We start from the raw sequence: 25,241 nt of genomic DNA on the forward strand, positions 1-25,241 counted from the left end.
GAGTGTGAAGCCATGATCGAGTTGGAAAAATACTGGGAAACCTTGTCTACTCTGCACGTAAACCGCCTGCCGGCGAGAGCTTCCTTTATTCCATACGCGGATGCGGAAGCGGCCAGGACTGGAAAACGCGGGCGTTCGCCTTTTTACCAGACCTTGAACGGCGCCTGGAAGTTCCGTTATCACCGCAGCTTGCGTGAAATCGGCGACCGTTTTTTTGAAAAAGACGCGGATCCCGCCGCTTGGGACGACCTGATCGTGCCCTCCTGCTGGCAGACGAACGGCTACGACCAGCTTCATTACACGAACGTCAACTATCCGATTCCTTATGATCCGCCCTTTGTGCCGGACGACAATCCCGCGGGCGTTTATGTAAGGGATTTCAATTTGGCGTCGGCGTGGACGAAGCGGGAAACTTATATCGTGTTTGAAGGGGTTAACGCCTGCTTCTATTTATGGGTGAACGGCCATTTTGCCGGCTACAGCCAAGGCAGCCGCGTTCCGGCCGAGTTCGACCTTTCTCCGTACGTGCAGGCCGGCCGCAACCGCATCGCGGTTCTGGTCCTGAAATGGTGCGACGGCACTTATCTGGAGGATCAGGATGTTTGGCGCTTCTCCGGCATTTACCGCGATGTGTACCTGCTGTCCCGGGACAAGGCGCATGTGCGCGACGTGTTCAACAAACCGCTGTTGTCGGACGATCTGGCTTCGGGCAAGCTGCGTTCGGAAATTGAAACGACCGGCGGCATCACGGTGAAAGCCGAACTGCGCGACCCGGACGGGAAGGTTGTTGCGTCGCAGGAGGCCGAGATTGATGGCCGAGGCGCCATCGAGCTGGACGTACCCCAGCTGCAGCTGTGGAACGCCGAGGCGCCTCGGTTATATGAGCTTTTGTTGTATGCGGGAGCGGAGGTGCTGCGGTTCCGGGCCGGATTTAAAAAGGTGGAGATCGCGGGCGGCGTCTTCCAAATCAACGGCCGCGCCGTCAAGCTCAAAGGCGTCAACCGCCACGATTCGCATCCGGCGCTCGGGCAAACCGTTCCGCTGAACCACATGATCCGGGACCTGAAGCTGATGAAGCGGCACAACATCAATACGATCCGGACTTCGCATTATCCGAACGATCCGCGGTTCCTCGACCTTTGCGACGAGTACGGGTTTTACGTGATCGACGAGGCGGATTTGGAATGCCATGGGGTGACGCAAACCGGGAAAATCGAGGAGGGTTCTTTTCATAAATTGACGGTGGACCCGGCTTGGAAGGAAGCTTTTGTCGAGCGGGCGGTGCGGATGGTTGAACGTGACAAAAACCATGCCTCGGTCATCATCTGGTCGATGGGCAATGAATCCGGCTACGGTCCGAACCATATCGCCATGGCCGAATGGACGAAAGCGCGCGACGCGTCGAGACCGGTCCATTACGAGGGCGCGGCCGCCCGTTATCATGGCGATCCGCATACGGAATGCCTCGACATGGACAGCCGGATGTATGCGTCGGTGCCGGAGATCGAAGCGTACGCCAAGGACGAAAACAACGCGAAACCGCTGTTCCTGTGCGAATACTGCCATGCGATGGGGAACGGCCCGGGCGATTTGCGGGACTACTGGAACGTCATTTATGCCTATCCGAAGCTGATGGGCGGCTGCGTATGGGAATGGTGCGACCACGGCATCGCGGCCAAAACGCCGGACGGCGAAAGCTATTTTGCTTACGGCGGCGACTTTGGCGATAAGCCGAACGACGGCAACTTCTGCATCGACGGTCTCGTGTCGCCGGACCGTAAACCGCACACCGGGCTGCTGGAATTAAAGCAAGTGATCGCGCCGGTGCTGATCGAAGCGGAGGATGCCAAGCAGGGCCGCTTCCGGGTGCTGAACCGCTACGATTTTATCGACCTGTCGCACTTAGCGGTGAACTGGAAGCTGGAGCGGGAAGGCGAAACGCTGCAGCAGGGCCGGACGGGTCCGCTTGCGGCGTTGCCTGGGGAATCGCAGCCGCTGACGATCCCTTTCGTGCTTCCGCAGGAGCTTCCGGGGCCGTTTGTGCTGACCTGCTCAGTGCGGCAGCAGCAGGAAAACCGCTTTGCGGAAGAGGGCTACGAGATCGCCTTCTATCAATTCGAGTTTTCGGGAGCGAAGGCGGCCGTGCCGGAGGTTCAACCGCGGCAAGGCGAGCATTACGCCGAGTTTATGGACGTCAAGGAGCACGGCGGCCTGCTGACGGTAACCGGCTTCGATTTCGAGCATGTTTTCGATTTGCGGACCGGGGTGGTCAGCCGTATGTCGAAGCATGGTGTTCCGCTGCTGTATCAGCCGGCCCGCTTCAACATCTGGCGGGCGCCGATGGACAACGACATGTATATCCGCAAAGCCTGGGAAGCGGCCGGCCTGAACCGCGCCGGCATGAAGGTGTACGGCAGCCGGTGGCAACAACGTTCGGACGCTGCGGTTGAGGTCTGCACCGATTTTTCGCTGGGCGGATATACGTTTAGTCCGTTCCTGCGCGGGCAAGCGGTATGGACGTTTGCGCCGACCGGTGAAGTGAAACTTGCTGTACACGTTGACGTCCGTGAAGACCTTCCGTACTTGCCGCGGTTTGGTCTGGAACTGACGATGCCGAAAGGAACCGAGGAGATTGAGTATTACGGCTACGGTCCGCATGAAAGCTATGTCGACAAGCGGGCCAGCGTCCGCAAAGGCAAATATCTGCTTACCGTGGACGACATGTTCGAAGCTTACGTCATGCCGCAGGAAAACGGATCCCGCTACGGGACGGAATGGGCGACCGCTTCCAGCGAACTGGGCATGGGGCTGGAATTCCGCTCGCCGCAGCCGTTCTCCTTCCAGGCCTTGCACTACACGCCGGAGGACTTGACCCGGGCCCGGCACATCTACGAGCTTACGAGACGGGACGAAACGATCGTGTCGATCGACTACAAAATGAGCGGGGCAGGCTCGGGCTCATGCGGGCCGCAGCTCGCCGAGGCTTACCAGCTTAAAGAGAAATCGTTTGATTTCGAGCTGACGGTGGCGCCGGTGTTTAAGGAGGAATAAGAGTTAAAATTTCTGAATAGGCAGAGGGGGTACGCTGCCTGCATTTTTTGTGGAGGACGAGGAAATAACGGTAAAAATGGAGCTTATTTTCATCGAAAAGGGAGCACAAATGCAATAGAGGAATTTTTTACTGCTATTTTAGAAAAACGAGGTCAAAAGGAGCTTTTTCCAAGGTTGGTTTCCAAATAGGACCCAAAAGTTCCGCTATTTTACGATGTAAGGTGAAAATCTCAAAAATAACGCCTAAAAATGTCGCTATATTTGGCAATAGAAGCTGAACATCAAAAGACCGTCGGAGCAAATTGAAGTGCACCCCATAGAATAGACATTGGAAAAACCCCTTGGTTAATCCGATGAAATTCTAGGGGGTGCATTTTTTATGGCGATAAAAGGACAGAAGTTTAAACATTACCCAGAGTCAGTAAAACGTGAGGCAATGCGGCTTCATGTGGAAGAACATTGGTCTCGTAAGAAGGTGGCAGCTCATTTAGGGATTGCCGAGGATCGAGTTAAAAAGTGGGCACGAATGCTTCGTAGACAAGGGGAAGAGGTATACATTGACCGCAGAGGTAACCCACACAGAACAGAAACAGAGGAAGCGCGTAAGGTTCATCGACTTGAGATGGAGGTAGACGTGCTAAAAAAGTGGTTAGAAATCTTGAACAAGGAGGTGCGCTGATTAAACATAAAGTCGTGGATGCACTTAGAAACCGCTATTCCATTGAGAGCCTGTGTAAGTACCTCAGGATATCCAGAAGCGGTTATTACAAGTACCTACAGCGCAAAGATTCAGACCGCGACCTAGAGTGCAAAGCTCAAATCCAGTGCATCTACTTAGAACGTAACGGTACCTGGGGGTATCGACAAATCCAAATGGAGTTGTATCGACGTTATCATGTTGTTGTTAATCACAAGCGCGTACTAAGACTCATGCAGCTTATGGGACTGAAAGCTGTTATTCGACGTAAGCGGAGTTATGCTTCTAACTACCAAACAGCTGGGTCGGACGGACGTGTGGCAGAAAACCTTCTTCGTCGAAACTTCAAAGCAGATGCACCGAACCAAAAGTGGGTAACGGATGTAACGCAGTATAAGGTTAAAGAGCAAAAGATTTATCTGTCGGCTATAAAAGATTTGTATAACAACGAGATCGTGGCTTACCACCTGAGTCCTCATAACGACAACGAGCTTGTTCTTGAAACATTCCGTAAGGCGTTTGAAATACGAAAAGACGTGACTGGGCTGATCGTTCACAGCGACCAGGGATCCCAATACACGTCTCATGCTTACCACGACATGCTGCCACAGGTTGCCGTCCAGATCAGCATGTCACGCCGAGGTTATTGTATAGACAACGCCTCGATGGAGAGCTTCTTCTCACATCTAAAAACGGAAGGGCTCTATCCTTATGATATTCGAACTTTAGACGAGGCACAAACCAGAATTATTTGCTATATAAACTTTTATAACGAAGAACGACCGCAAAGAAAGCTAAAAAAACTGACGCCTGTTGAGTACAGACGCCAGTTTTCGGCATAGGTGTTTTTTTCAATGTCTACTTAATTGGGGCTTGACCAAATTTCCCCGGCGGTCTTTTTTACCGCTAGCCTACGGTTGCAAGTAATTTTTTAATTCCTCATTTAAAACAAAATCCCCTTGCTCATCCCTCAAAAACGGCAAGACTTTAATGACGGCGCTCAGGTTTAATTCGCCATAGATATGCGGATAAACTTGCCCATAGTTGCCGTTGTCCTCCCATTTTATCGGCGCTTCGACTTTGGCGGTGTCAATGCACAAGAGGAGCAACGGTCCATGAGTATCCTTGAAATTTGGGGCGACCCGCCAAAAAGTTTCAATCGAGGAACAATGGATAAATCCATCGCGCTCAATAGATTGTTTTCCGTAATATAAACGATCCTTGACCTCCTCCCATGTTGTTTGCTGCAAACAATGCAGTATGACCATTTTACGCTCCCCTTTTTATAATGAAATATATGGAAAAAAAGTTTGAATCAAGGTATTATCTTTATATTCTTCCATCAGCTATGGAAATACCCTTCTGCTGAATATTACAAAAAAGGGGCAATATTAAAATGCTTAAAATGCTTAGGAAAATCTTCACCCTGTTTATGCTGTGTATATTATTTACCGGGTGTACTGCAAAAGAAGAGCAAGAGCAAGCCAATGTCACCTTAAAAGTTCTTGCTTGGAATGAAACCGTCTTTAATCGGCAATACGGTAATTTTTTTCTGGCGACGCATCCGAATTACACCTTGGAGGTCATTTCAATCATTGAAAATATGGAACCGATGACCGATATTACGAAAACCATCGAAGAGCTTCTTGTCAAGGAAAACCCGGACGTCATATCCATCCCCATGGAATCCTATGTAGTGTTAAAGGATGAAGGAAAACTGTCCTCATTGACAAAACCGCTTCAAGGAGCAAACTTTGACCTAACCGGTTTTTCCCCGGCAATCATCGATTTTTTACGGGACGAACAAGGGGAATTGTACGGATTGACGCCGGTCTTTACCGGACAAGCGCTTTATTATAATAAAAGTCTTTTTGATCAATATGGGATTGCATACCCTCATGATTTCATGACTTGGGAAGAGATGTTCAAGTTGGCGGAGCAGTTTCCTGCGGTTAATGAAAATCACGAACCTCAATACGGGCTTTATCATAAAGACTCGTCCAATCCTTTTATGATGGCGTTGAAAGTCGGAGAATCCAGCGGTTTGTCTTTTAATAATAGCGAGCATATTACCTTAAACACGGAATCCTGGAAGCAAATTTTCGAAAATGTCACGGATTACTTTAAAGCCAAGGTTTGTTACGACCCTAACCAGGTCCCGAGCAGCGACTCTATGAAAATGAAGGATATTAAAGATATGGAACCTATATCGTATCCTTTTTTACGCGGAAATATAGCCATGGCTTTGGACGAGTCTACCTTCAATATATTTGCGGTGAAAGTTACGCCAAGTTATTGCCGCAAATCGATATGACCGTCCTGCCGACACGGCCTAATCTGGACGCGATGGATGAACCGTTGAAAACCTTTTACAAACTTGAACAGGTTAATGTTACGCTCACTAATCAATTACGCAAGTTTCCCGCTTCTTTTTTGCTCAAAATAGACGAAATCTCGCAGAAGCATATGGAAAAAATCATGTCGGATCAGAGTGCGGTTCGGGAATCGCTTCAATCGATGGAGGAGGAGCTTGAACAGGCGCTTAGGCAATCGGACAACTGAGCGATCGGCGCTTGGCCGCGGGACAAGTTCGATAGCGTAAAAGAGCGCTAAAAAAATCTAATGGTTGTGAGCGACGCTATTTGGGAAAAAACGAGCGGATACAAAATGTAACGGTCGCCAGCGAGCTTAGTTCCTTTTTTTTGGCGGTAATGGGGCGGTTTCGCCTAAATAAGCGCGGGTGGCAACCGTTAGCGTAGAAAAAGTTCCGTATAGCTTGATCATTCGAGATTAACACGTTAGTCAAGCACCGATTTTTTTGGTTAAGCCCCATCTCGAACTTAAATTTTTTAAGTAAAAGTGTTGCATTACAAACGGCTTTGTTTATTTTTTTAACCACGAATGGTAATTGAATTAAATATTTATTGAAATAGTAGGAATATATTTTCATTTTTTATGAGTGAACTATAATTAACTTAAAAAGTGCTGATGAACCAAATTCATTTACTCTGGAATTATACGTCCAAACCCACAATGGGTGCATACCGAATTTTTTCTGCCGCCCTAAAGTTAAACGAGGTAAACTTATGACAAATTTAAATACAGCTCCATCACGAAAGGCTAAGGAGCAGGGGCCGGCGAGTCAATCTCCTGCTTTCCAATTGCTGCAACTGCCCTTTTCTTATCTTCGTTTTTTAATCGGGATGTTTATTTCACGAGTGGGAGATTCGTTGTTTACTTTTGCAATTCCATGGATCTCCTACAAATTAACTCAATCCAGCATCGTAATGGGCTCTATGTATGCGGTGAGTGTTCTCCCCATTGTTCTGTTTGGCCCGGTTGTAGGCAGTATGGTTGACCGCTGGGAACGAAAAAAGTTGATGATCCTTACCGATATTTTAAGAGCGTTGCTTGTCGCTTTGATTCCGGTCTTACATTTTATGGGTCTACTGCAGATTTGGCATCTGTATGCCATTTCATTTGTACTCACGATACTCTCACTGATGTTTGATGTATCGATTGTAGCAATTATTCCATCTTTGGCTCCAAAGCAGTTGACCCGTGCCAATGCTTCTTACCAGTTCATCAATCAAATTGCGGAGTTGACGGGTCCTTTGCTGGCTGGGGTGCTGATCGTGTCCATTGGCGGGTTTAATGTTCTTTGGCTAGACGCCATTTCATTCTCGGGCACATTTATTGTTCTTATGCTGATGCCAAGCTTTAGTAAGCCCGAGTCATTGACAAGTGTTGCGCAAATTTTTAAAGATATCAAAGACGGGTTTTGGTGGCTGATTCGTTCCAGAATAAATTTATCATTTTCTTTACAAGCGATGATCGGAAATTTTGGGTTCAGTGCAGCATTCGGTGTGCTGATGTTCTATTTGCTCAACACACTTCAGTTGAACACGCAGCAAAGCAGCATGAACTATACGTTGCTAGGATTAGGAGGGGTTATCGGCAGTTTATTGGCCGTGCCGTTGGAGAAACGATTTCGCCGGGGGGCGTTAATCCCGGCTCTTCTGGGCATAGGAACATTGGGCTTTGTTTTTGCTTCTATCAGCCAATTCCGGCTGACGCCCGGTATAGCTTTTTTAGCGGTAACCGTGTGTAATGTCGCCTGGAATACGATCGTCACATCAGTCCGTCAAGAAACGATTCCTTCCGAAATGCTTGGCCGCGTGCTGGGATTTTCCTGGGTGCTGACCCGTCTGGCGATGCCTTTAGGTGCAATGATGGGAGCCGCGCTCGCGGAATGGACGGATCCACAAGTGGTATTCGCTGTTGCAGCTGGAGCAAAAGCTCTGAAAGTCGTTATAGCCCTTGTCACACCGATTCGAAAGCTTTAGTTTAAGGAGTTAGGAGGAGCAGAGAATGGATGAAATCGACCTGCAGATTTTGCAAATTTTAAAAGCTAATAGCCGTACTACCAGTTCCGACATCAGCAAAATGATTCATTTGTCCGTTCCTTCCATTGCGGAAAGAATCCGGAAATTGGAGAAAAACGGAGTCATCGATCAATTTACCGTCAAGCTGAACCGGCGGGCGATGGGGCAGCATTGTATCGTGTATATTTTCGTGCAGTTGGACGGTTCGGCGGAAACCCACAAATTTCGCGAAGCCATCGTTCAATCGGAACATGTGCGGGAATGCCATCACACCTCCGGAGAATACGATTATTTGCTAAAAGTGGCGCTTGCGGAAATTTCCGAACTTGAGGGGTTTATCATGCACACTTTAAAAGCTAACCACAATATCGTCAGATCCAACACCGTCTTTATTCTCTCCACATTGAAAGAAGAGTAGGGGGGAGTAGGTGGTATGGCTTGGGAATGGTTGTTCAAAGGCGTATTATTGGGTCTTGCGATTGCTGCGCCGCTCGGTCCGATCGGCATCTACTGCATTCAAAAAACCTTGTCATCGGGATTTAAAAGCGGACTGTTTAGCGGTCTGGGGGCGGCAACGGCAGATGCCGTTTACGGCAGCATCGCCGGGCTTGGCCTATCCTCCTTCATCAGTTATTTGATGGGGTATAAAGCCCTTTTTCAAGGTTTAGGCGGATTGTTTATTTGTTACCTCGGCATCAAATTTTTTATTAATACTCCACAAGTTCATCTCCAAAAACAACCGGTGCAAAAAAGCACACTAAACTCTTATACTGTAACCTTCCTTCTCACCTTATCCAATCCGATGACGATCGTATCTTTTCTGGGGATTTTCGGTGTTTCCGGCGTTGTTTCTTCATCGGCCAGCGGCAAAGGAATTCTTTTGCTGATCGGCGGTGTTTTCCTGGGATCGGTGCTTTGGTGGCTTTTTCTGGTAAGTGCGGTAAGTTTCTTCCGGGCAAAGATTCTAAATGGCCCCAGACTATCTATTTTCAACAAACTGTCAGGCCTCGTTATGTTAGGATTTGGCGTCAGCGCGCTCATCCAATTCATAAAAGGGGCATAAAAAATCGGCTTGACGTACCGTTTCAACAGCGCTATAGTATGTAAATGCTCTAATATTTAAGTTCTAAATTAATTAGTTATTAAATAGTTTTGAACTACCTCTAGAATGAAGGGAGGAGGAATGCATGGTCAAAAAAGAAGAGTTGTTCGAAGTGACCTCGATGTTCCGCACCCTGCTCAAATCGATCTCACAGGAATGGAACAAGCGCGGCGGGGAATATAACCTAAGTTTCCCGCAGTACAAAATGCTCTATATTCTGGATGTATCGGGAACGCAAAAAGTGTCGCAGCTTGCAGAGTGTCTTGGAATCACGCCGGCCGCCATCACCGGGATTACCGACAAACTGCTTACCGAAGGTTACGTTAAACGCGAACGCGCGGAACATGACCGCAGGGTCGTTAATATTACGATTACGGAACCGGGCAAAGAAATCATGCGGAAAGTGAACGAAAACCAAAAGGAGATGATTGACGGGATGTTCAATCAGCTCCAGGAGGAAGATTTGCAGCATTTACGGCGGATATTCGGCCAATTGCTTGCGAGCTTAGAGCAAACCAAAAATTAATGGAGATGAAACAGACAACAATGGAACACCTTTCTATAAAGCGGAAAATCACGATTATGATCGCCATTATGGCGGCGATGTTCTTCGCCGCGATCAACCAGACGATCGTAAGCACGGCGATGCCGCGGATTATTTCGATTCTTGACGGCATGGACTATTATACCTGGACGATCAACATTTACTTGTTAACCTCGACGATCGCCACCGTTCTGGTCGGCAAGCTGTCCGATATTTACGGGCGGAAGCCTTTTTTGTTGATCGGGATATTATTTTTTATGGCCGGGGCCTTCCTGACCGGGACTTCATCCAATGTGTTTCAGTTTATCGCTTACCGGGGGATTCAGGGGATCGGCGCCGGGATCATTCAATCAACGGCCTTTACGGCGGTCGGCGACTTGTTCCCGCCGCGTGAACGCGGTAAATGGATGGGCCTGATGACCGCGGTGTTCGGCTTCTCCAGCGTACTTGGGCCGACGCTTGGCGGATATTTGGTCGATCATATGGATTGGCATTGGCTGTTCTGGATTTTCCTCCCGCTCGGCATTGTGGCTTTCTTCATGATCCTTACTTTGTTTCCAAAAATGGAACGCGGCAAGTCGCAAGCCATCGACTACCTCGGTTCGCTGTTTATGACGACGACGCTCGTGCCGCTGCTGCTCACATTCTCTTGGGGAGGCACGGAATATGCCTGGAATTCGGCGCCGATTATCGGCTTGATCGCAGCCACGGTGATTTCCGCCATCATTTTCATATTCGTTGAATCCAAGGTGAAAAATCCGATCCTGCCGCTTCGCTTATTCAAAAACAGCATCGTCACCATCTCAAATATTATCGGCTTCCTGATGAACTTCGGGATGATGGGCGCGTTGGTTTATCTGTCCTTTTTCGTGCAAGGCGTGCTTGGCATTTCGCCGACCTATGCCGGTTACGTAACGATGCCGATGTCGATCGTGATGGTCGTATCCAGCGCGATTACCGGGCAGTTGATTGCCAGAAAAGGAAAATACAAATCGTTTGCTTTGATTGGGGTTCCGATCATGATTGCCGGCATGGCCATTATGATCTTTATGAACAACGTGCCGCTGGCCGTCCTGAGCATGATCGTGTTCGGCTTCGGGCTTGGCCTGGGGATGCCGGTGTTCTCGCTCGCTGCGCAAAACGCGGTGCCGCATCAGGAGCTTGGGGTCGTCACCGCTTCGACCCAACTGTTCCGTAACCTCGGGGGAACGATCGGGATCGCGGTCATGGGGATGGTGATGTCCAACAACCTGACGAAAAATTTGCAGGTGGCGCTGCAGTCCTCTTCCGCTCCGGATTTGAGCCAGGTGGATCCGAAAATGTCCGAGCAGATTCTGGCCTTTGCCAATCCGCAGACCTTGATGAACAAACCGCTGCTGGAGCAAACGCAGGCCGGCCTGCCCGCCGATGTGCAGCCGCTGTTCGCGCAGATGATTCAAGGGATCCGCGATGCGCTCGGAACGACGTTGTCCACGGTGTTTTTGACCGGGACGCTCGTACTCGTGGCAGCGTTTATTCTGGTGTTTCTCCTGAAGGAGCTGCCGCTGCGGTCCACGAACCAGACGCCAAGCTCATCGGCCGCCGCGAACGGTGGACCGGAAGGCGCAGTTCAAACCGCCGCCCCCAATCAAGCGTAAATAGGTTTTTGCATACGAAAGAGCCACGTCTTTTTGAGACGCGGCTCTTTTTTTCATAGGTATTTTTTCTTAATTTTATTTTGTTGAGAAATTGTCTAGTTCTATTAAATATATGTATACTTGATGTAATATATATCATATACATACTCGAGGAGAATAAGATGAATGTTGTCCTAATCGATGATGAGAACTTGGCTTTGAATTATTTGGAGCATCATTTGCAAAGCATATTCGGGATTCATGTCGCCGGCAAGTTTATCAACCCGGTCGAGGGCAAGGAATTCATTCTGCAAACGGACATCGATGTCGTGTTTTTGGATATTCATCTGCCCGAAATTAGCGGCATTGAACTGGCAGGACAGCTGCTGCAGTTTAAGCCTAGGCTTAATATCGTCTTCGTTACGGCCTATGACGACTATGCCGTTAAAGCTTTTGAGTTAAATGCGCTTGACTATGTCATGAAACCGCTGCGAAAAGAACGTCTGACGATCACCCTGGAACGAATCCGGGAGCGTCTGGAAGGAGTTCCGGCGGCGCCGCCCGCGGCCAAAGAAGAGCTGCACGTAAGCTTGTTTCAGCAGCTGCAAATGACAGCGAAGGGCCGTGCGTTTGCGCCGATCCGGTGGCGAACGTCCCGGGCTCAGGAGCTGTTCCTTTATATGCTGCAGCATCGCGGCCAGCTTGTGCGAAAATCGGCCTTGATCGAATTGCTCTGGCCGGAATACGAGCCGGGCAAAGCGTATTCCCAATTATATACGGCAATTTACCATATCCGGAGAACCATTGAGCCCTTTGGTCCTTATTTTCATATTTCGAATGCAACGGACGGGTACGTGCTGAGCCTGGAGTGTGTACGGCTGGACGTGGAGGTATGGGAACGTTTCATCCTTTCGGGGTATCCGGTGAACGAAGCAACGATCGGCGAATACGAAGGAGTCATGGACTTGTATCAGGGAGATTATATGCAGAATTATGAGTACTGGTGGGCGGAGAGCGAAAGATTCCGGTTAAAGATGCTATGGCTCCGCGCCTCATTCCAAATGGCCGAGTGGTACGATTCCAGCGGATACCGGGACAAAGCGGTCGAAAAATATCTCGAAATTTGCAACCGGTATCCCTTGGCGGAGGAAGCGCATTTTGCGCTGATGAAGATTTACGGCTCGCTGGATAATCACCTTTCCGTCCATCGTCAGTACCGTTTGTTGACCGCGATTCTGGCGGAGGAATTAAATGAACGGCCAAGTCCATACATAATCGAGTGGTACCGGCAGTGGGCCGGCGAAAACAAAAGGGCTCTCCCTGAACAGCTTTAAGCTGGGGGAGAGTCCTTTGAACTATATCGGAATGCAAAAACGCACGGTCGTTCCTTGACCGGGGGCGCTTGCGATTTCCAAACGGCGGCCGTACAGCTGCGTAAGGCGCCGATCGGTGTTGCGGAGGCCAACTCCCATGCCGCGATGATCCGGCGAAGCGAAGATCTGGCGGATTCGTTCTTCGCTCATGCCGAGGCCGTCATCGCTGACGCACACCTCATATTCGCCGGCCAAACGCTTGATGCGAATCATCACTTGGCCGCCGCGGGAACGCTTAAGAATACCGTGATTCACGGCGTTTTCCACCAGCGTTTGGATGGACAGCGGCGGCAGGAAAAAGTGCAGATCCGGGTCCAATTCCCACTGTACCTGAAGCCGTTCGCCAAATCGTTCCTTCTCGATAAACAGATACGAGCGGACCAGGGAAAGCTCGCGGTAGACTGGAACCTCCAAGTCGAAATTGTGAAAATCGAAGCTCGTCCGTAAATAGTTGCTGAATTCCTCCAGCAGCGCCTGCATTTTGGACAGATCCATGGTTGCCAGCGCGGCGATGGAATTGATTGTGTTGTACAGGAAATGCGGTCTGATTTGGGCTTGCAGCCAAGCCGCTTCCAGGCGCAGCCGCTCTTCGATCGACAGCTTCAATTGCGTTAATGCCTGAACCCGCGACTTTAATTCCCAGGAATCCACCGGCTTGGTGACATAATCGTTGGCGCCCGACTGAAAGCCGGTAAAAATATCCTCCGCACGATTCCGCGCCGTAAGAATCAGGATCGGCAACTCGGAGATTGAAAACCGCTTGCGAATCGCCCGCGTCAATTCGTATCCCGACATGCCGGGCATCATGACGTCCGTAATGATGAGATCGAACCGCGCGTTGTCGACAAGGGGCAGCGCTTCGTCGGCGCTTGCGGCCGTAGTGATGTTATATTGGACCGGCCCGAGAATGTCCGCGAGGATTTTCAGATTCAGCAGGTCGTCGTCTACGATAAGTACCTTCGGTTTGTTGCCCGCCTCAAGCGGATGCTCCGCGTCCCCTCCGGACTCATTGCCCTGCGCGCTTCGGTTCCCGGCTTCATCGGCAAGCGCCGCCGCAGTTTTGGCATAAGAATAAAAAGGGACATGGGCGGGAACTGCTTGCTCCGAAGCCTCGCCGTCTTCTCCGGCAGCCGGAAGCGTAAAGGTGAATTCCGATCCTTGGCCGAGAACGGACCGCACCGTAATCGTCCCGCTGTGAAGCTCCACCAGCTGCTTGCAGATGCTAAGGCCCAGTCCGAACCCCCCGCCGGCTCTTGCAGCGGTTGAATCCCCCTGCTCATAAGGCAAAAAGATCCGCTGCAGGGTTGTCTCATCCATACCGATCCCCGTATCCTGGATGCGAATATAAGCCATACCGTCCACGACTTCCGCATCCAGGGAAATTTTCCCGCGGTCCGTGAACTTGATCGCATTGTGCAGCAAATTGAACAAAATTTGAATGAGCCGGTTTTCGTCCGCTTTTACGGCGGGAAACCGGTCCGAGATATTCACCTCAAGTTCGATCGTTTTACCGTTTAACATGAACCTGAGCATTTCAAAAATACCGCCGATAACGGATTGGAGGCGAACCGGTTTGATTTGCAGCCGGACGGTGTTTTGCTTCAGCCGGCCGATGTCCACCAGGTCGTCCAGCAGCAGCGACATGCGTCTGGCAACGGACAGCTGTATTTCCAGCCTTTGGCGATGCTCTTCGCTCGTCTGGTGAACCGGATCGTCCAGCACGCTTTGCGTAATATTCATAATCCCGTGCAGCGGATTTCGCAGTTCATGCGACGTATTGACGAGAAAATCGTCTTTCTGCCGGTTGGCCAGCTGCAGTTTGTCGGCGAGCCGCTTCGTTTGCGCCGTCGCCTTGAAAAACCGCCTGAACCAAAAGGCCGCAAAGGCCAGCATGGTAAAGATCAGGTCAAATGGATAAAACGTCATTTCAACGGAAAGCTTCGCCGCCGCAACGATCCAAACGATATTGTTTCCAAGAATGGTGCAGGCCAGCAGCAGGAAGAAGACATCCTTCTGCTTTCGGGCGGCGGCTTGCAGTATGTAAACGGCGATCGAGACGGACAACAGCAAAATCGGCGCCAAAAAAATTTTTTCCGACGGAATGACGTACTTTGACGGAGCGATCAGCACAAACAGCGCATAACATGAAGTAAAATAGGCAAACCAGCGAACTATTTTCAACTGGCCGTATTCGGGAAACATGTTTTTGATGAACGGCGGGATGAAGGAAACAACCCCGACATAAGACAACAGGACGATTTTAAGGTCGGCTGCATACGGCATGGACGGCAATAATATGAACAAAATCTTATCGTCAACGCCCAAAACGCTGATCACCGCGCACACGATGACCGCCGAAAAGTACAGCAGTCCCTTATTGGCCGCTCCCAAAAAATACAGCATTACGGCGTACAGGCCATGCACCAGAAAAACAACGCTAAGCAAGCCTTGCAGTGCCATGGAAAGCGTGGTTCGCTGATTGATCGCATCCAGCGTGCCGAACCGGATCGATTTGGTAATTCCTCCTTTTCCGGCATGGTTTGCGGCCTGAATCACGATTTCGTAGGAATCGCCGCCTTTGGGAAGGTTTATGGTGTAAGGACGGTGCCCCGGCTTGTACGACTCGCTTTGAGCCGAAGGGTTTCCTTTGCCGCCGGCGGGTTGTCCATTGACATAAACGGCGGAGGCCCGCGTTATTTCGGCGATTCGCAGCGCGAGCGTTTGGGAAGCCGGTTCGTCCAGGAAAATCCGCAGCCGGTATGTTCCGTAAGTATACCTCCCCTGCTGATCGTCCGGAAAATATTGATCCCAAGCGCCAGGCACCGGAATAAAGACTTTCCCGGAGTTAGCGGATACAGGGCTCGTCGGGGCCGAATCCAATGCCGAATCCAATGCCGAATCCGGTACGGATGTCAGCCTTTGATTCGGATAAAATTCCCACTCCCCGTTCAGTGTGATCGTATGGTTTGGGGGAAGCTTCCATCCCCGCAAATCGAGAATGCCGTTCTCGGCCGCCACCGGTTGCTCGATCGTTTGGTGGAAGCTGTTCCAGGTAACCCGGATTCCGTTGATCGCGGCAATAACAAGCAAAATCATGAATATCTGTTTTTTGTACGTTCTCATAATCTATGAAGATTCGACATTTGCGGCGGAAATCCTTTTGTCCCTGCTTGACGGCGGGCGTAAAACCGGGGCTATATGGGATAGTTTTTGAATTTATTGCGCATTTCCGTTTGTTTATACAAGCAAAAGCGGATGATGTCGGAACGAAAGGTGTCTTTGATTTCGACAAACTTCAGGGCAATGCGGTATTTCTGATCGGTATGTCTTGTGCAGCTGATTATTTTACCGGTAAACGGAATATGCTTCTGGTAGATGTTCGTTCTTAAATATACGGACCCTTGAACTTCTTTGCCCGGTTCCAACGGATCCGGACAAAGAAACGAAAGACCGCCTCCGCTGATGTCGAGGGTGGTCAAAACTAGCGGCTCATCCTTGCCGGCGGCGCGGTCAGCCGGTTTCGGCTGCAGCTTTAATTCGATCTCCAGAGCAACGCGAAAAAAATGGCGGTGCTGGTTTTTTTCGCGTTCGGTTTGAAGATGTCTCAAATATGCGAAATCGGCATCATCGCCTTCGCCGATGTTCATTGCGGCCCCTCCTTTTTCGTCTGTTTCATTTGGAAGCTGCAGACTATACTCTAGTAGACCATACGAAACTCGACAATTTCTAAAAAACGATCCGGCGAGCCGGCGTTGCGTGAATGGGGACGTTTTTTTTGATAAAATTACATGTGTCATTCATGTACATTTAAATTTAAAGGAAGTAATGTTAATGAACCATACGAAAGTGGCGGTTATCGGCAGTCTGAATATGGATATCGTCGTGGAGACCCCGCGTCACCCGCGGGTGGGAGAAACGCTGCTTGGCGACCGGGTCCGGTTTGTTCCCGGAGGAAAAGGAGCCAATCAGGCGGTTGCGGCGGCACGCCTCGGGGCGGAAACCGCGATGATCGGAGCCGTGGGAGACGACGCTTTTGGGCTGGAGCTGCTGAACGCTCTAGGGCGGGACGGTGTTGACGTAACCGGCGTAAAACGCCTGAGCGGGACGGCGACGGGCATCGCTTCGATTTATGTGGGCGAGGGCGATAACAGCATCGTGGTGGTCCCCGGGGCAAACGACCGGGTGGGGCCGGAGGACATCGACCGGAACGAGGCGAAGCTGAAGGAGGCGGACATCGTGCTGCTGCAGCTGGAAATTCCGGTCGAAACGGCGCTATACGCCGCCCGGAAAGCGAAGTCGCTCGGGAAAACGGTCGTGCTGAACCCCGCCCCTGCGCAGCCGTTGCCGGAAGAGCTGTTTCGCTGCGCCGACTTTATGACGCCGAACCGGACCGAGCTGAGCGGCTATACCGGCATTGCCGCCGACGGAACTACGCTTGGTGCGGCCATGCGGCGCTTGAAGGAGCTGGGAGCCGCCAACGTCGTTACGACGCTGGGGGCCGGCGGATCGGCTTATTTGGACGAAAGCGGCGAGGTGCGTTTCGTTATGGGCCATCCGGTGCCGGTGATCGATACGACGGGGGCGGGCGATTGCTTTAACGCCGCGCTGGCCGTTTCGATCGCGCGGGGCCGGAGCCTGCGGGAAGCGGTCGAATACGCCGGGCTGGCTTCCGCGCTGGCCGTTACCAAATTCGGCGCCCAGGCGGGGATGCCTACCCAGGAAGAAGTCCGCATGTTTGCGGCCGAGCGGAATGCTGGCGGGTGACTTCCTCCAGGGCTACTGCTCTCTTAGCAGGGCCCCTTAGTAGGGCCCCTTAGTAGGGTTCCTTAACAGGGGCCCTTAGCAGGCCTTGGAGGTAGCCCGTTCCCATGGCCGTCCGAGAAAAAAATCCAACGGTTGTGAGCGTTGTTATCTGCTCAAATCTGAGCCCAAATTGCCGGGTTCAAGCTAAATAAGCGCTATGGCAACCGTTAGAATTTGAAAACGGCGATATTGGAGCAAATAGCGGCTGTGGCAACCGTTAGCGTAGAGAAATTTAGCGTAGAAAGTTAGCGCAGAATTTAACGTAGAAGGTTAGCTTAGAAGTTTAGTGCAAAAAATATGGAAAGGATGCGAATGTCGGATGGATTCAGCAATGGAAAGCCGGATTGCCGTGAAGCGTATTTACGAAGCGCCTGCTTCGGGGGACGGGTACCGCATTTTGGTGGACAGGCTGTGGCCGCGCGGCTTAAAGAAGGAACAGGCCGCGATCGACGAATGGATGAAAGCCATCGCGCCCAGCCCCGAGCTTCGCAAATGGTTTAATCATCAGCCGGAGCGTTTTGCGGCTTTTAGCGATAGCTATGTCCGGGAATTGGAGACGGACCCGGAGCGGGCCGTACTTGCGGCCCGCATCCGCGAGTTGGCGGAGAAGCAGCATGTGACGCTCGTTTATGCCGCCAAGGATCCGGTCTGCAATCATGCGGTTGTACTGCAGAGCTGGTTAACCGGCTAAGCGGGTTATCAGTGTCTCAAATACATATCGGTTGTATGGACCGTCTTTGTGAAGGACGGTTTCATTGCTCTGGGCGGCACGCCTGCACAAATGCTTTAAAAAGCCGAAAGCTGCTGTCGTCGATGTTATAGTTGAATTCCGGATGCCACTGCACGGCCAGGACAAAGCTTTTGTCCGGCATGACGACCGCTTCGATCAGCCCATCCTCGGCAATCGCCACAGGAAGCAGCTGCTCCGACAATTTTTTGATCCCCTGATGATGGTAGCTGTTGACCTTTAAGGACTCGGTCTGCACGATCTCATACAGGACATTTCCTTTTTCGATGTGAACGTCGTGGACGGGGATGGTGTATGGCGGGGTTTGCTTATGTCCGATCCGCACGGCGCTTGCTCGCTGGGTTGGAAGGTCCTGGTACAGCGTCCCGCCGAGCAAAGCGTTAAACAACTGCAGGCCGCGGCAGATGCCGAAGGCGGGCTTATCCTGCTCGATCGCCCGGTTAAACAGCAGCTTTTCCATAACGTCTCTTTCCTCGCACCTTGCCCCGCACACCGGTTCGACCTTCTCCCCGTAAATTTCAGGGTTAACATCATGCCCGCCCGTAAACAAAAAACCGTCAAACGTTTCGGCTATGGCTGCAATGGTTTCCGGGTCCGTCGTTAACGGAAGCATAAACGGAATCCCCCCGGCTTCCTCGATGCCTTTCATGTAACCGGGCAGCATCCAATAGCTATCCTTCTCCTCGTCGTACAACGGCAAAACTCCGATCAGCGGTTTTTTCATATAAATGCCCTCCCCACCCCTCTAAGGGTTGAATCTATGAATTTAGTGATATTATACATGATTAGGATCGATTACTCCTTGCAATAGGCAGGAAGAACTAGAAGATTTGTCGAAGGTCCATTTATAGATAGCTTCATCATCCATTGGAGAGTGCTGAAATAAGCGGCGGACTTTATCCCGCTAGTGTCAAGCTATATACAAATATCGTTGAAAGGTGAGTTTTTATGGAAGATCAGGCCAAATTGCGCAAAAAAGAATATACCGACTGGTTAAGGCGGAAGAAGAAGGCGGATGGGCAGCCCTACTCGGAAAATACGATCACTTCCTATGTTTCTGCCTTAACCACCGCTCCGGCAAAGCTAAACGGAATCGAGCTTACAACTGCCAATGTATTCGAAATCGCAAGTGCGGATCAATATCGGGAAATGAGAATAGCTATGGAGCAGGCGGAAAATTTTGACGAGATAAATATTAAGGCTGGCAATAAGGCATTTCAGTACAGCCTTGAATATTACGAGGAGTTTCTTAGGGCGGCAGAGAACGGATGGAGTTCCGAAGCAGCGGCAACCATGGAGGCTGATCTTGCTGCTAACGGGGCAGAAGGGGCTGCAATCGCTTCGGAACAGCATCGGCTGCTGGACAAAAATATCATTTTATACGGACCTCCGGGAACCGGCAAAACCTATCACACCGTTCTGTATGCAGTTTCGATGATTGAAAATAAGCCTCTTAACGTCGTTCTCGAAGAAGCCGAGACGGATGGATACGACCAAATCAAGGCTCGCTATGAGGCGTATAAAGCAAAAGGGCAGATTGCGTTTACGACTTTTCATCAATCCTACGGTTACGAGGAGTTTATCGAAGGCATCAAACCGCAAATGGCATCCGGCGGAAAAACGGCAACGGATTCGGGGAACGGGGAGGTCGCTTACGATATTGTGCCCGGCGTGTTTAAAAAATTCTGCGAAGAGGCGCAAAAGCCGATCGTGCAGGCCGGCAACGACTACGGAATTGGTGAAGAACCGACGATATGGAAGGTTTCTTTGGGAGGTTCCAGGGAGAATCCGATTAAGCGGGATTGCTTCAATAACAACCGGATCCGTATCGGTTGGGATTCTTATGGCGAGATTTTAAGCGAAGAAACGGATTACCGGCATGGCGGAGAGGCGATACTTTCCCGCTTTATTGACGAAATGAAAAAAGGAGATATTGTTCTCGTTCTTCATGATGAAGAGACGATTGATGCGATCGGCGTCGTCACAGGGGAGTATGAGTGGCTGGAAGACATGGCGGAATACAAGCGTTCCCGCAAGGTGAACTGGTTAGTCAAGGATATCCGGGAGAACATTCTGGAACTCAACGGAAATAAAGTGATGACGCTAGGCTCCGTCTACCGGTTGAACCGAATTACTTTATCGCACGTGCTTGCCATTCTGGGAAAACAGAAAGATAATCACGTCCATTCGGTCGTCCAAAAAAATAACAACAATTATGTCTTTATCATCGATGAGATCAACCGCGGCAACATCTCCAAAATTTTTGGCGAACTGATCACCCTTATCGAACCTTCGAAACGGATCGGGATGCCGGAAGAAATCAGGCTGGATCTTCCGTACTCGCAAGAGCCTTTTGGCATTCCGAATAATGTTTATCTGCTTGCTACCATGAACACGGCGGACCGTTCCATCGCCCGGTTGGATACGGCGTTGCGGCGGCGGTTTTCATTTGCCGAGATGATGCCGGAGCCTGGCCGTCTTGGCTCTATTGAGGTCGATGGAAATCTGTTGAATCTGGCAACGATGCTGGAAACGATGAACTGGAGAATCGAAGCATTGTACGATCGTGAGCATACCATTGGGCATGCATACTTTTTGAGTTTGTACGAGGAGCCTACGCTTGGGAAACTAGGGCATCTTTTCGAGCATACGATTATTCCTCTGCTTCAGGAATATTTCTATGAGAATTACGAGAAAATCCGCCTTGTGTTGGGGGACAACAACAAGCCGAAGCCGGAACAATTTATCGTCGTAAACAAGGTGGATATGAAAGAGCTGTTCGGCAAACTGGACGAAGTAGATCTAGAGGAGTCTATTACTTACGAAATCAATCGCGATGCATTCCGCCAGTTAGGAGCTTATTTAAAAATATACGACTATAACAACCTGGATTAGGTGCGCTATGAGCATGAATCTATTCAGTAACAGCAGGAAGATTAACAAGGTTACGTTAAAAGAGTATGGAACTTTATGCAAAAATCCCGACGGAACTGCACTTGGATATCAGTGTATAGCCGAGCCGGCTTTTGACCGCCTGGAGCGTTTTGTGCTGGAAAGCAGAGGAACACGCACTATGACGGATGCTCTTGAACTGATGACCGTGGGGAGCAGAAGAGGGATCGGCAAAATCATCAGCGCCAAAAACCATGTGGGCGTGATCGCCATGACCGATGGCACTCAAATCGAAATTCTACCCAAAATATACGCTCGGGATGATGAAAGTTCCATAACACAAACGAAGAGCATCTTTATCGATATGTTGAGGTCCGTTAACGATATACCGAATAAACATTTTAATCCGACCGGCCTTAGCGCGGAGAAAAACCATGTGCTGGACATTTTCATTCGCATGTTCATCGAAGAAGCTATAGCCTTAGTCAAACGCGGCTTGAAATCCGCTTATTCGGTGCATCAGGACAACGAGCGCTTCTACAAGGCAAAGCTTCTCTTTTCCCAGCATATAAAGCATAATGCCATCCACAAAGAACGCTTTTATATCGAATATGACGAGTTCAGTCCTAACCGGCCGGAAAATCGGCTGATCAAGACAACGGTGGAACTGCTGCTTAAGGTTAGCGGCCATCCGAATAACCAAAAGGACCTTTTTTCTTTACTGGGGGCGTTCGACAGCGTGGAGAGATCCGTGCATCCGGAGCGGGATTGGGCCAGCGTATCCACGGACCGGAATATGAAAGAATATCAGACGATTTTGGAGTGGTGCCGCCTATTCTTAGCCGGTCAAAGCTTCACGCCATTTAGAGGAGGCAGTGCCGCCTATGCGCTGCTGTTCCCGATGGAAAAAGTATTTGAACGTTACGTGGCCGGACTTTTAAAAAAAGTGCTCGCAGATCCCCGTATCCATGTGAAGACACAGGATCGGTCTTATCGTCTGTTTGACAACCCGCCAAGGTTTCAGTTGAAACCGGACATTGTCGTACAAGGCCCGTCCGGAGTTGTAGTACTGGACACGAAGTGGAAGCTCCTTTCTTCAGGTTCAGACTTCGGCATTTCGCAAGCGGACATGTACCAGGCATATGCTTACGGCAAAAAGTACGGTGCGGGCAAGGTATATTTAGTTTATCCTTGGACGCCTAAACTATCGGGAACCGAGCAGCCTATCAAATTTGATAGCGGTGATGGCGTGGAGGTACGGATTGCTTTTTTGGATTTGAGTTTGGGGAAAGCATGTGTGGATGGGCTGGTAGATGAATTGCTGAATGAGATTGCCGATATGTAGGAGTATGTCATATTAGGTAGTCCGTAGTATAATTGAACAAGAACCTTCGTAAAAGGAGATAGACATGATAACTGGTGAATTAAGACAGAAAGTAGATCGGATTTGGGAGACCTTTTGGACTGGCGGTATTACCAATCCATTAAGCGTAATCGAACAGTTTACATATTTGTTGTTTATTAAGGACTTGGATGAAGCGGAAACCCGCAAGGAAAATGAATCGATGCTACTATCCGTGCCGTTTGCCCGCATGTTTCCGAGTGACAAGCAGCATTTGCGCTGGAATCAATTCAAGAATTTTGACCCGCAGCGGATGTATGATGTCGTTTCGAACGAAGTATTTCCGTTTATTAAATCGCTTCATGGAGATAAGGATTCGGCTTACGCCAAATACATGGGCGATGCGATCTTTATGATCCCAACCCCTAATATGCTTGTTCGTATTGTCGAAGGAATTGATATGATCGATATGAAGGACAGGGATACAAAAGGGGATTTATACGAGTATCTGTTGTCCAAGGTGGCTACCGCCGGGACAAACGGACAATTTCGTACACCAAGACATATTATCCAAATGATGGTCGCTTTGATGAAACCTAAGCCAGAGGATATCATTTGCGATCCGGCGGCCGGTTCGGCAGGTTTTCTTGTCGCTGCTGGTGAATATTTGCGTGAAAATCATGCCGATCTTTTCCTTGTTCAAGGATTAAAAGAGCATTTTAACAATCATATGTTCCACGGCTTCGATATGGACCGCACGATGCTGCGCATCGGTGCAATGAATATGATGCTGCATGGAGTGGATAATCCGAATATCGAATACCGTGATTCCTTGAACGAAAATAATACGGACAAGGATAAATATACATTAATTTTAGCCAATCCGCCGTTTAAAGGTTCGCTTGATGCGGATTCCGTATCCGCCGATCTGCTTCGGGTGACACGCACGAAAAAGACCGAGCTGTTGTTCCTTGCCCTCTTCCTGCGGATGCTCAAGGTGGGCGGACGCTGTGCTTCCATCGTGCCGGACGGCGTCTTATTCGGCAACAGCACGGCGCATAAAGCGATTCGTAAGGAAATTGTGGACAATCACAAATTGGAAGCCATTATTTCGATGCCGAGTGGTGTGTTTAAACCCTATGCAGGGGTTTCAACGGCAATCATGATCTTCACTAAAACCGGCGCAGGTGGAACGGATCATGTTTGGTTCTATGATATGAAAGCTGACGGTTATTCGCTTGATGACAAACGGAGTCCGATTGAAACCAATGATATACCGGATATTATAGAGCGATTTAGCAATGTGGATGCTGAGAAGGATCGTAAACGCACGGAACAATCTTTTTTGGTTCCGGTAGATGAGATTCGTGACAATGCTTATGATCTTAGCATTAATCGTTATAAGGAAACGGAATATGAGGAAGTTCAGTATGAGGATCCGAAGGTGATTCTGGCTTCGATCAAGCAACTGGAGAAAGAGATTACTGAGGGGCTTGAGGAATTGGAGGCGTTGTTTGGGTGAGAAAACAAAGAATTGGCGAGTTATTTTCTATTTCTAAGGGTAAGAAATATGATGAAAATGAAATAAATGACACTAATGAAATGGTTCGGTATATACAGATTGACGACTTGCGTAACGATGAAAATATAAAAATGGTAAGAAAAGCTGCATCTGGCGTATATGTAACACCGAATGATATATTAATCGCATGGGATGGTGCGAATGCAGGTACGGTTGGGTATAACCTTTCTGGAATAATTGGGAGTACGATAGCGGCATTAAGACCAAAAGATAATAAAGACTGTATTTCATATATTGCAATGTTTCTTCAGTCAAAGAGCTCTTATCTTAGAGAAAACTGTACAGGGGCAACTATACCTCATATTCAGAAGAAAGTTTTAGAAAATATAGAAATTCCTTTGCCGACATTTGAGCAACAAAAATTAATCGCTGATGCTTTAGAAAAAGCTCGATCTTTAATTGAAAAACGCAAACAAGCAATAGCTAAACTTGACGAATTAGTTCACGCTGTTTTTTTGGATATGTTTGGTGATCCAGTTGGAAATACAAAGTCTTGGAAGACCGGCAAACTAAGTGATGTCTGCACTTTGATTACCGATGGAACTCACCATTCGCCAGAGCCCAAAACAAATGGAGTACCATATGTTACAGCTAAACATGTTAAACCAAACAGAGTGGACTTTTTTTCTAACCCAACTTACATTTCTGTAAGTGAACATACCGCAATTTATAAACGATGCCCTGTAAAAAAAGGAGATATTTTATATATAAAAGATGGTGCCACGACTGGTATTGCCGCCATTAATCCATATGACTTCGAATTTAGTATGCTGTCTAGTCTAGCTTTGATTAAAATAAATATTGACCTTATAACTGCGCAATTCTTGGTGAGTTATTTAAATGATCCACGAGTGAAACAGGTAGTTACAAATAACATGTCAGGAGCGGCAATTAAACGTATTACTTTAGCAAAAATTAATGAAATAGAGATGCCAATTCCAGATATAGATGTTCAACAAAAATATTCATTGATATTTGAACAATATCAGTCCCAAAAAGAATTACAAATGAAGTCTCTCCAACAACTAGAATCCAACTTTCAAGCACTTCTGCAAAAAGCCTTCAAAGGCGAATTGACAGTGAAGGATGGTGTAATGGTCTAGATG

Annotated in this window: 21 protein-coding genes; 17 read left to right on the forward strand and 4 right to left on the reverse strand. The window is 49.2% G+C overall.

Features of this window, described 5'->3' with window-relative positions; genetic code table 11:
• Nucleotides 1-12 precede the first annotated feature (12 nt).
• The 3 genes from NYE74_RS12620 (at nt 13) to NYE74_RS12630 (ending at nt 4,590) form a co-directional block, all read left to right on the forward strand.
• Nucleotides 13-3,051: a glycoside hydrolase family 2 TIM barrel-domain containing protein gene (locus tag NYE74_RS12620; RefSeq protein ID WP_341004821.1), complete on the forward strand. Its 3,039-nt coding sequence runs from the start codon at nt 13-15 to the stop codon at nt 3,049-3,051.
• A 379-nt stretch (nt 3,052-3,430) separates the two neighbouring features.
• Nucleotides 3,431-3,730 carry a helix-turn-helix domain-containing protein gene (locus NYE74_RS12625; protein ID WP_340928767.1) on the forward strand — a complete coding sequence of 100 codons (300 nt, stop codon included), beginning with the start codon at nt 3,431-3,433 and terminating at the stop codon, nt 3,728-3,730.
• A 14-nt stretch (nt 3,731-3,744) separates the two neighbouring features.
• Nucleotides 3,745-4,590, forward strand: a complete 846-nt coding sequence (locus NYE74_RS12630; RefSeq protein WP_341005311.1) for an IS3 family transposase — start codon at nt 3,745-3,747, stop codon at nt 4,588-4,590.
• A 69-nt stretch (nt 4,591-4,659) separates the two neighbouring features.
• Here NYE74_RS12630 and NYE74_RS12635 read toward each other — a convergent pair whose 3' ends face one another.
• A complete protein-coding gene (locus tag NYE74_RS12635) occupies nt 4,660-5,016 on the reverse strand; it encodes a DUF952 domain-containing protein (protein WP_340928764.1) in 357 nt (118 codons plus the stop codon).
• 128 nt (nt 5,017-5,144) lie between these two features.
• On the opposite strand from NYE74_RS12635, the gene NYE74_RS12640 reads away from it, so the two are divergent.
• The 8 genes from NYE74_RS12640 to NYE74_RS12675 all read left to right on the forward strand — a co-directional run bounded on the left by NYE74_RS12640 (nt 5,145) and on the right by NYE74_RS12675 (nt 12,729).
• Nucleotides 5,145-6,062 (forward strand): ABC transporter substrate-binding protein, encoded by a 918-nt coding sequence (locus NYE74_RS12640; RefSeq protein ID WP_341004822.1) that lies wholly within the window; start codon nt 5,145-5,147, stop codon nt 6,060-6,062.
• Nucleotides 6,044-6,310, forward strand: coding sequence for a hypothetical protein (locus tag NYE74_RS12645; RefSeq protein WP_340928761.1), 267 nt, complete (start codon nt 6,044-6,046; stop codon nt 6,308-6,310). Before NYE74_RS12640 ends, NYE74_RS12645 begins: the two co-directional genes overlap by 19 nt.
• A gap of 524 nt (nt 6,311-6,834) precedes the next feature.
• The gene (locus NYE74_RS12650; RefSeq protein WP_340928759.1) at nt 6,835-8,094 is read left to right on the forward strand and encodes an MFS transporter; all 1,260 of its coding nucleotides are present in this window, start codon (nt 6,835-6,837) and stop codon (nt 8,092-8,094) included.
• Nucleotides 8,095-8,119: 25 nt separating this feature from the next.
• Nucleotides 8,120-8,551, forward strand: coding sequence for an Lrp/AsnC family transcriptional regulator (locus tag NYE74_RS12655; protein ID WP_340928757.1), 432 nt, complete (start codon nt 8,120-8,122; stop codon nt 8,549-8,551).
• 15 nt (nt 8,552-8,566) lie between these two features.
• Nucleotides 8,567-9,196 (forward strand): LysE family translocator, encoded by a 630-nt coding sequence (locus NYE74_RS12660; protein WP_340928755.1) that lies wholly within the window; start codon nt 8,567-8,569, stop codon nt 9,194-9,196.
• 124 nt (nt 9,197-9,320) lie between these two features.
• A complete protein-coding gene (locus tag NYE74_RS12665; protein ID WP_326044331.1) occupies nt 9,321-9,761 on the forward strand; it encodes a MarR family winged helix-turn-helix transcriptional regulator in 441 nt (146 codons plus the stop codon).
• Between the two features lie 20 nt (nt 9,762-9,781).
• Complete coding sequence (locus NYE74_RS12670) at nt 9,782-11,416, forward strand: MDR family MFS transporter (RefSeq protein WP_340928752.1); 1,635 nt, start codon at nt 9,782-9,784, stop codon at nt 11,414-11,416.
• A 161-nt stretch (nt 11,417-11,577) separates the two neighbouring features.
• Nucleotides 11,578-12,729 carry a response regulator gene (locus NYE74_RS12675; RefSeq protein WP_341004823.1) on the forward strand — a complete coding sequence of 384 codons (1,152 nt, stop codon included), beginning with the start codon at nt 11,578-11,580 and terminating at the stop codon, nt 12,727-12,729.
• 21 nt (nt 12,730-12,750) lie between these two features.
• On the opposite strand, the gene NYE74_RS12680 is transcribed toward NYE74_RS12675, so the two are convergent.
• On the reverse strand, nt 12,751-15,864 hold the full coding sequence (locus NYE74_RS12680) for a hybrid sensor histidine kinase/response regulator (protein WP_341004824.1): 3,114 nt from the start codon (nt 15,862-15,864) through the stop codon (nt 12,751-12,753).
• Between the two features lie 98 nt (nt 15,865-15,962).
• Nucleotides 15,963-16,415: a flagellar brake protein gene (locus NYE74_RS12685; protein WP_196427554.1), complete on the reverse strand. Its 453-nt coding sequence runs from the start codon at nt 16,413-16,415 to the stop codon at nt 15,963-15,965.
• Nucleotides 16,416-16,599: 184 nt separating this feature from the next.
• On the opposite strand from NYE74_RS12685, the gene rbsK reads away from it, so the two are divergent.
• Together rbsK and NYE74_RS12695 are read left to right on the forward strand one after the other, a co-directional pair.
• Nucleotides 16,600-17,532: a ribokinase gene (rbsK, locus tag NYE74_RS12690; RefSeq protein WP_036620817.1), complete on the forward strand. Its 933-nt coding sequence runs from the start codon at nt 16,600-16,602 to the stop codon at nt 17,530-17,532.
• A 358-nt stretch (nt 17,533-17,890) separates the two neighbouring features.
• On the forward strand, nt 17,891-18,262 hold the full coding sequence (locus NYE74_RS12695; RefSeq protein ID WP_341004825.1) for a DUF488 domain-containing protein: 372 nt from the start codon (nt 17,891-17,893) through the stop codon (nt 18,260-18,262).
• 61 nt (nt 18,263-18,323) lie between these two features.
• Here NYE74_RS12695 and NYE74_RS12700 read toward each other — a convergent pair whose 3' ends face one another.
• Nucleotides 18,324-19,043 (reverse strand): gamma-glutamyl-gamma-aminobutyrate hydrolase family protein, encoded by a 720-nt coding sequence (locus tag NYE74_RS12700; RefSeq protein WP_341004826.1) that lies wholly within the window; start codon nt 19,041-19,043, stop codon nt 18,324-18,326.
• Nucleotides 19,044-19,267: 224 nt separating this feature from the next.
• Between NYE74_RS12700 and NYE74_RS12705 the strand changes: the two genes are divergently transcribed.
• From NYE74_RS12705 to NYE74_RS12720, 4 genes are all read left to right on the forward strand, one after another.
• On the forward strand, nt 19,268-21,214 hold the full coding sequence (locus NYE74_RS12705; protein ID WP_341004828.1) for an AAA family ATPase: 1,947 nt from the start codon (nt 19,268-19,270) through the stop codon (nt 21,212-21,214).
• A 199-nt stretch (nt 21,215-21,413) separates the two neighbouring features.
• Nucleotides 21,414-22,556, forward strand: coding sequence for an McrC family protein (locus NYE74_RS12710; RefSeq protein ID WP_341005312.1), 1,143 nt, complete (start codon nt 21,414-21,416; stop codon nt 22,554-22,556).
• Between the two features lie 64 nt (nt 22,557-22,620).
• Nucleotides 22,621-24,075, forward strand: coding sequence for a type I restriction-modification system subunit M (locus tag NYE74_RS12715; RefSeq protein ID WP_341004829.1), 1,455 nt, complete (start codon nt 22,621-22,623; stop codon nt 24,073-24,075).
• Nucleotides 24,072-25,238: a restriction endonuclease subunit S gene (locus NYE74_RS12720; protein ID WP_341004830.1), complete on the forward strand. Its 1,167-nt coding sequence runs from the start codon at nt 24,072-24,074 to the stop codon at nt 25,236-25,238. Before NYE74_RS12715 ends, NYE74_RS12720 begins: the two co-directional genes overlap by 4 nt.
• Nucleotides 25,239-25,241: the final 3 nt, after the last annotated feature.

This window comes from Paenibacillus sp. FSL P4-0127, from assembly GCF_038007325.1.
In the GTDB taxonomy this organism is placed as follows: domain Bacteria; phylum Bacillota; class Bacilli; order Paenibacillales; family Paenibacillaceae; genus Fontibacillus; species Fontibacillus macerans.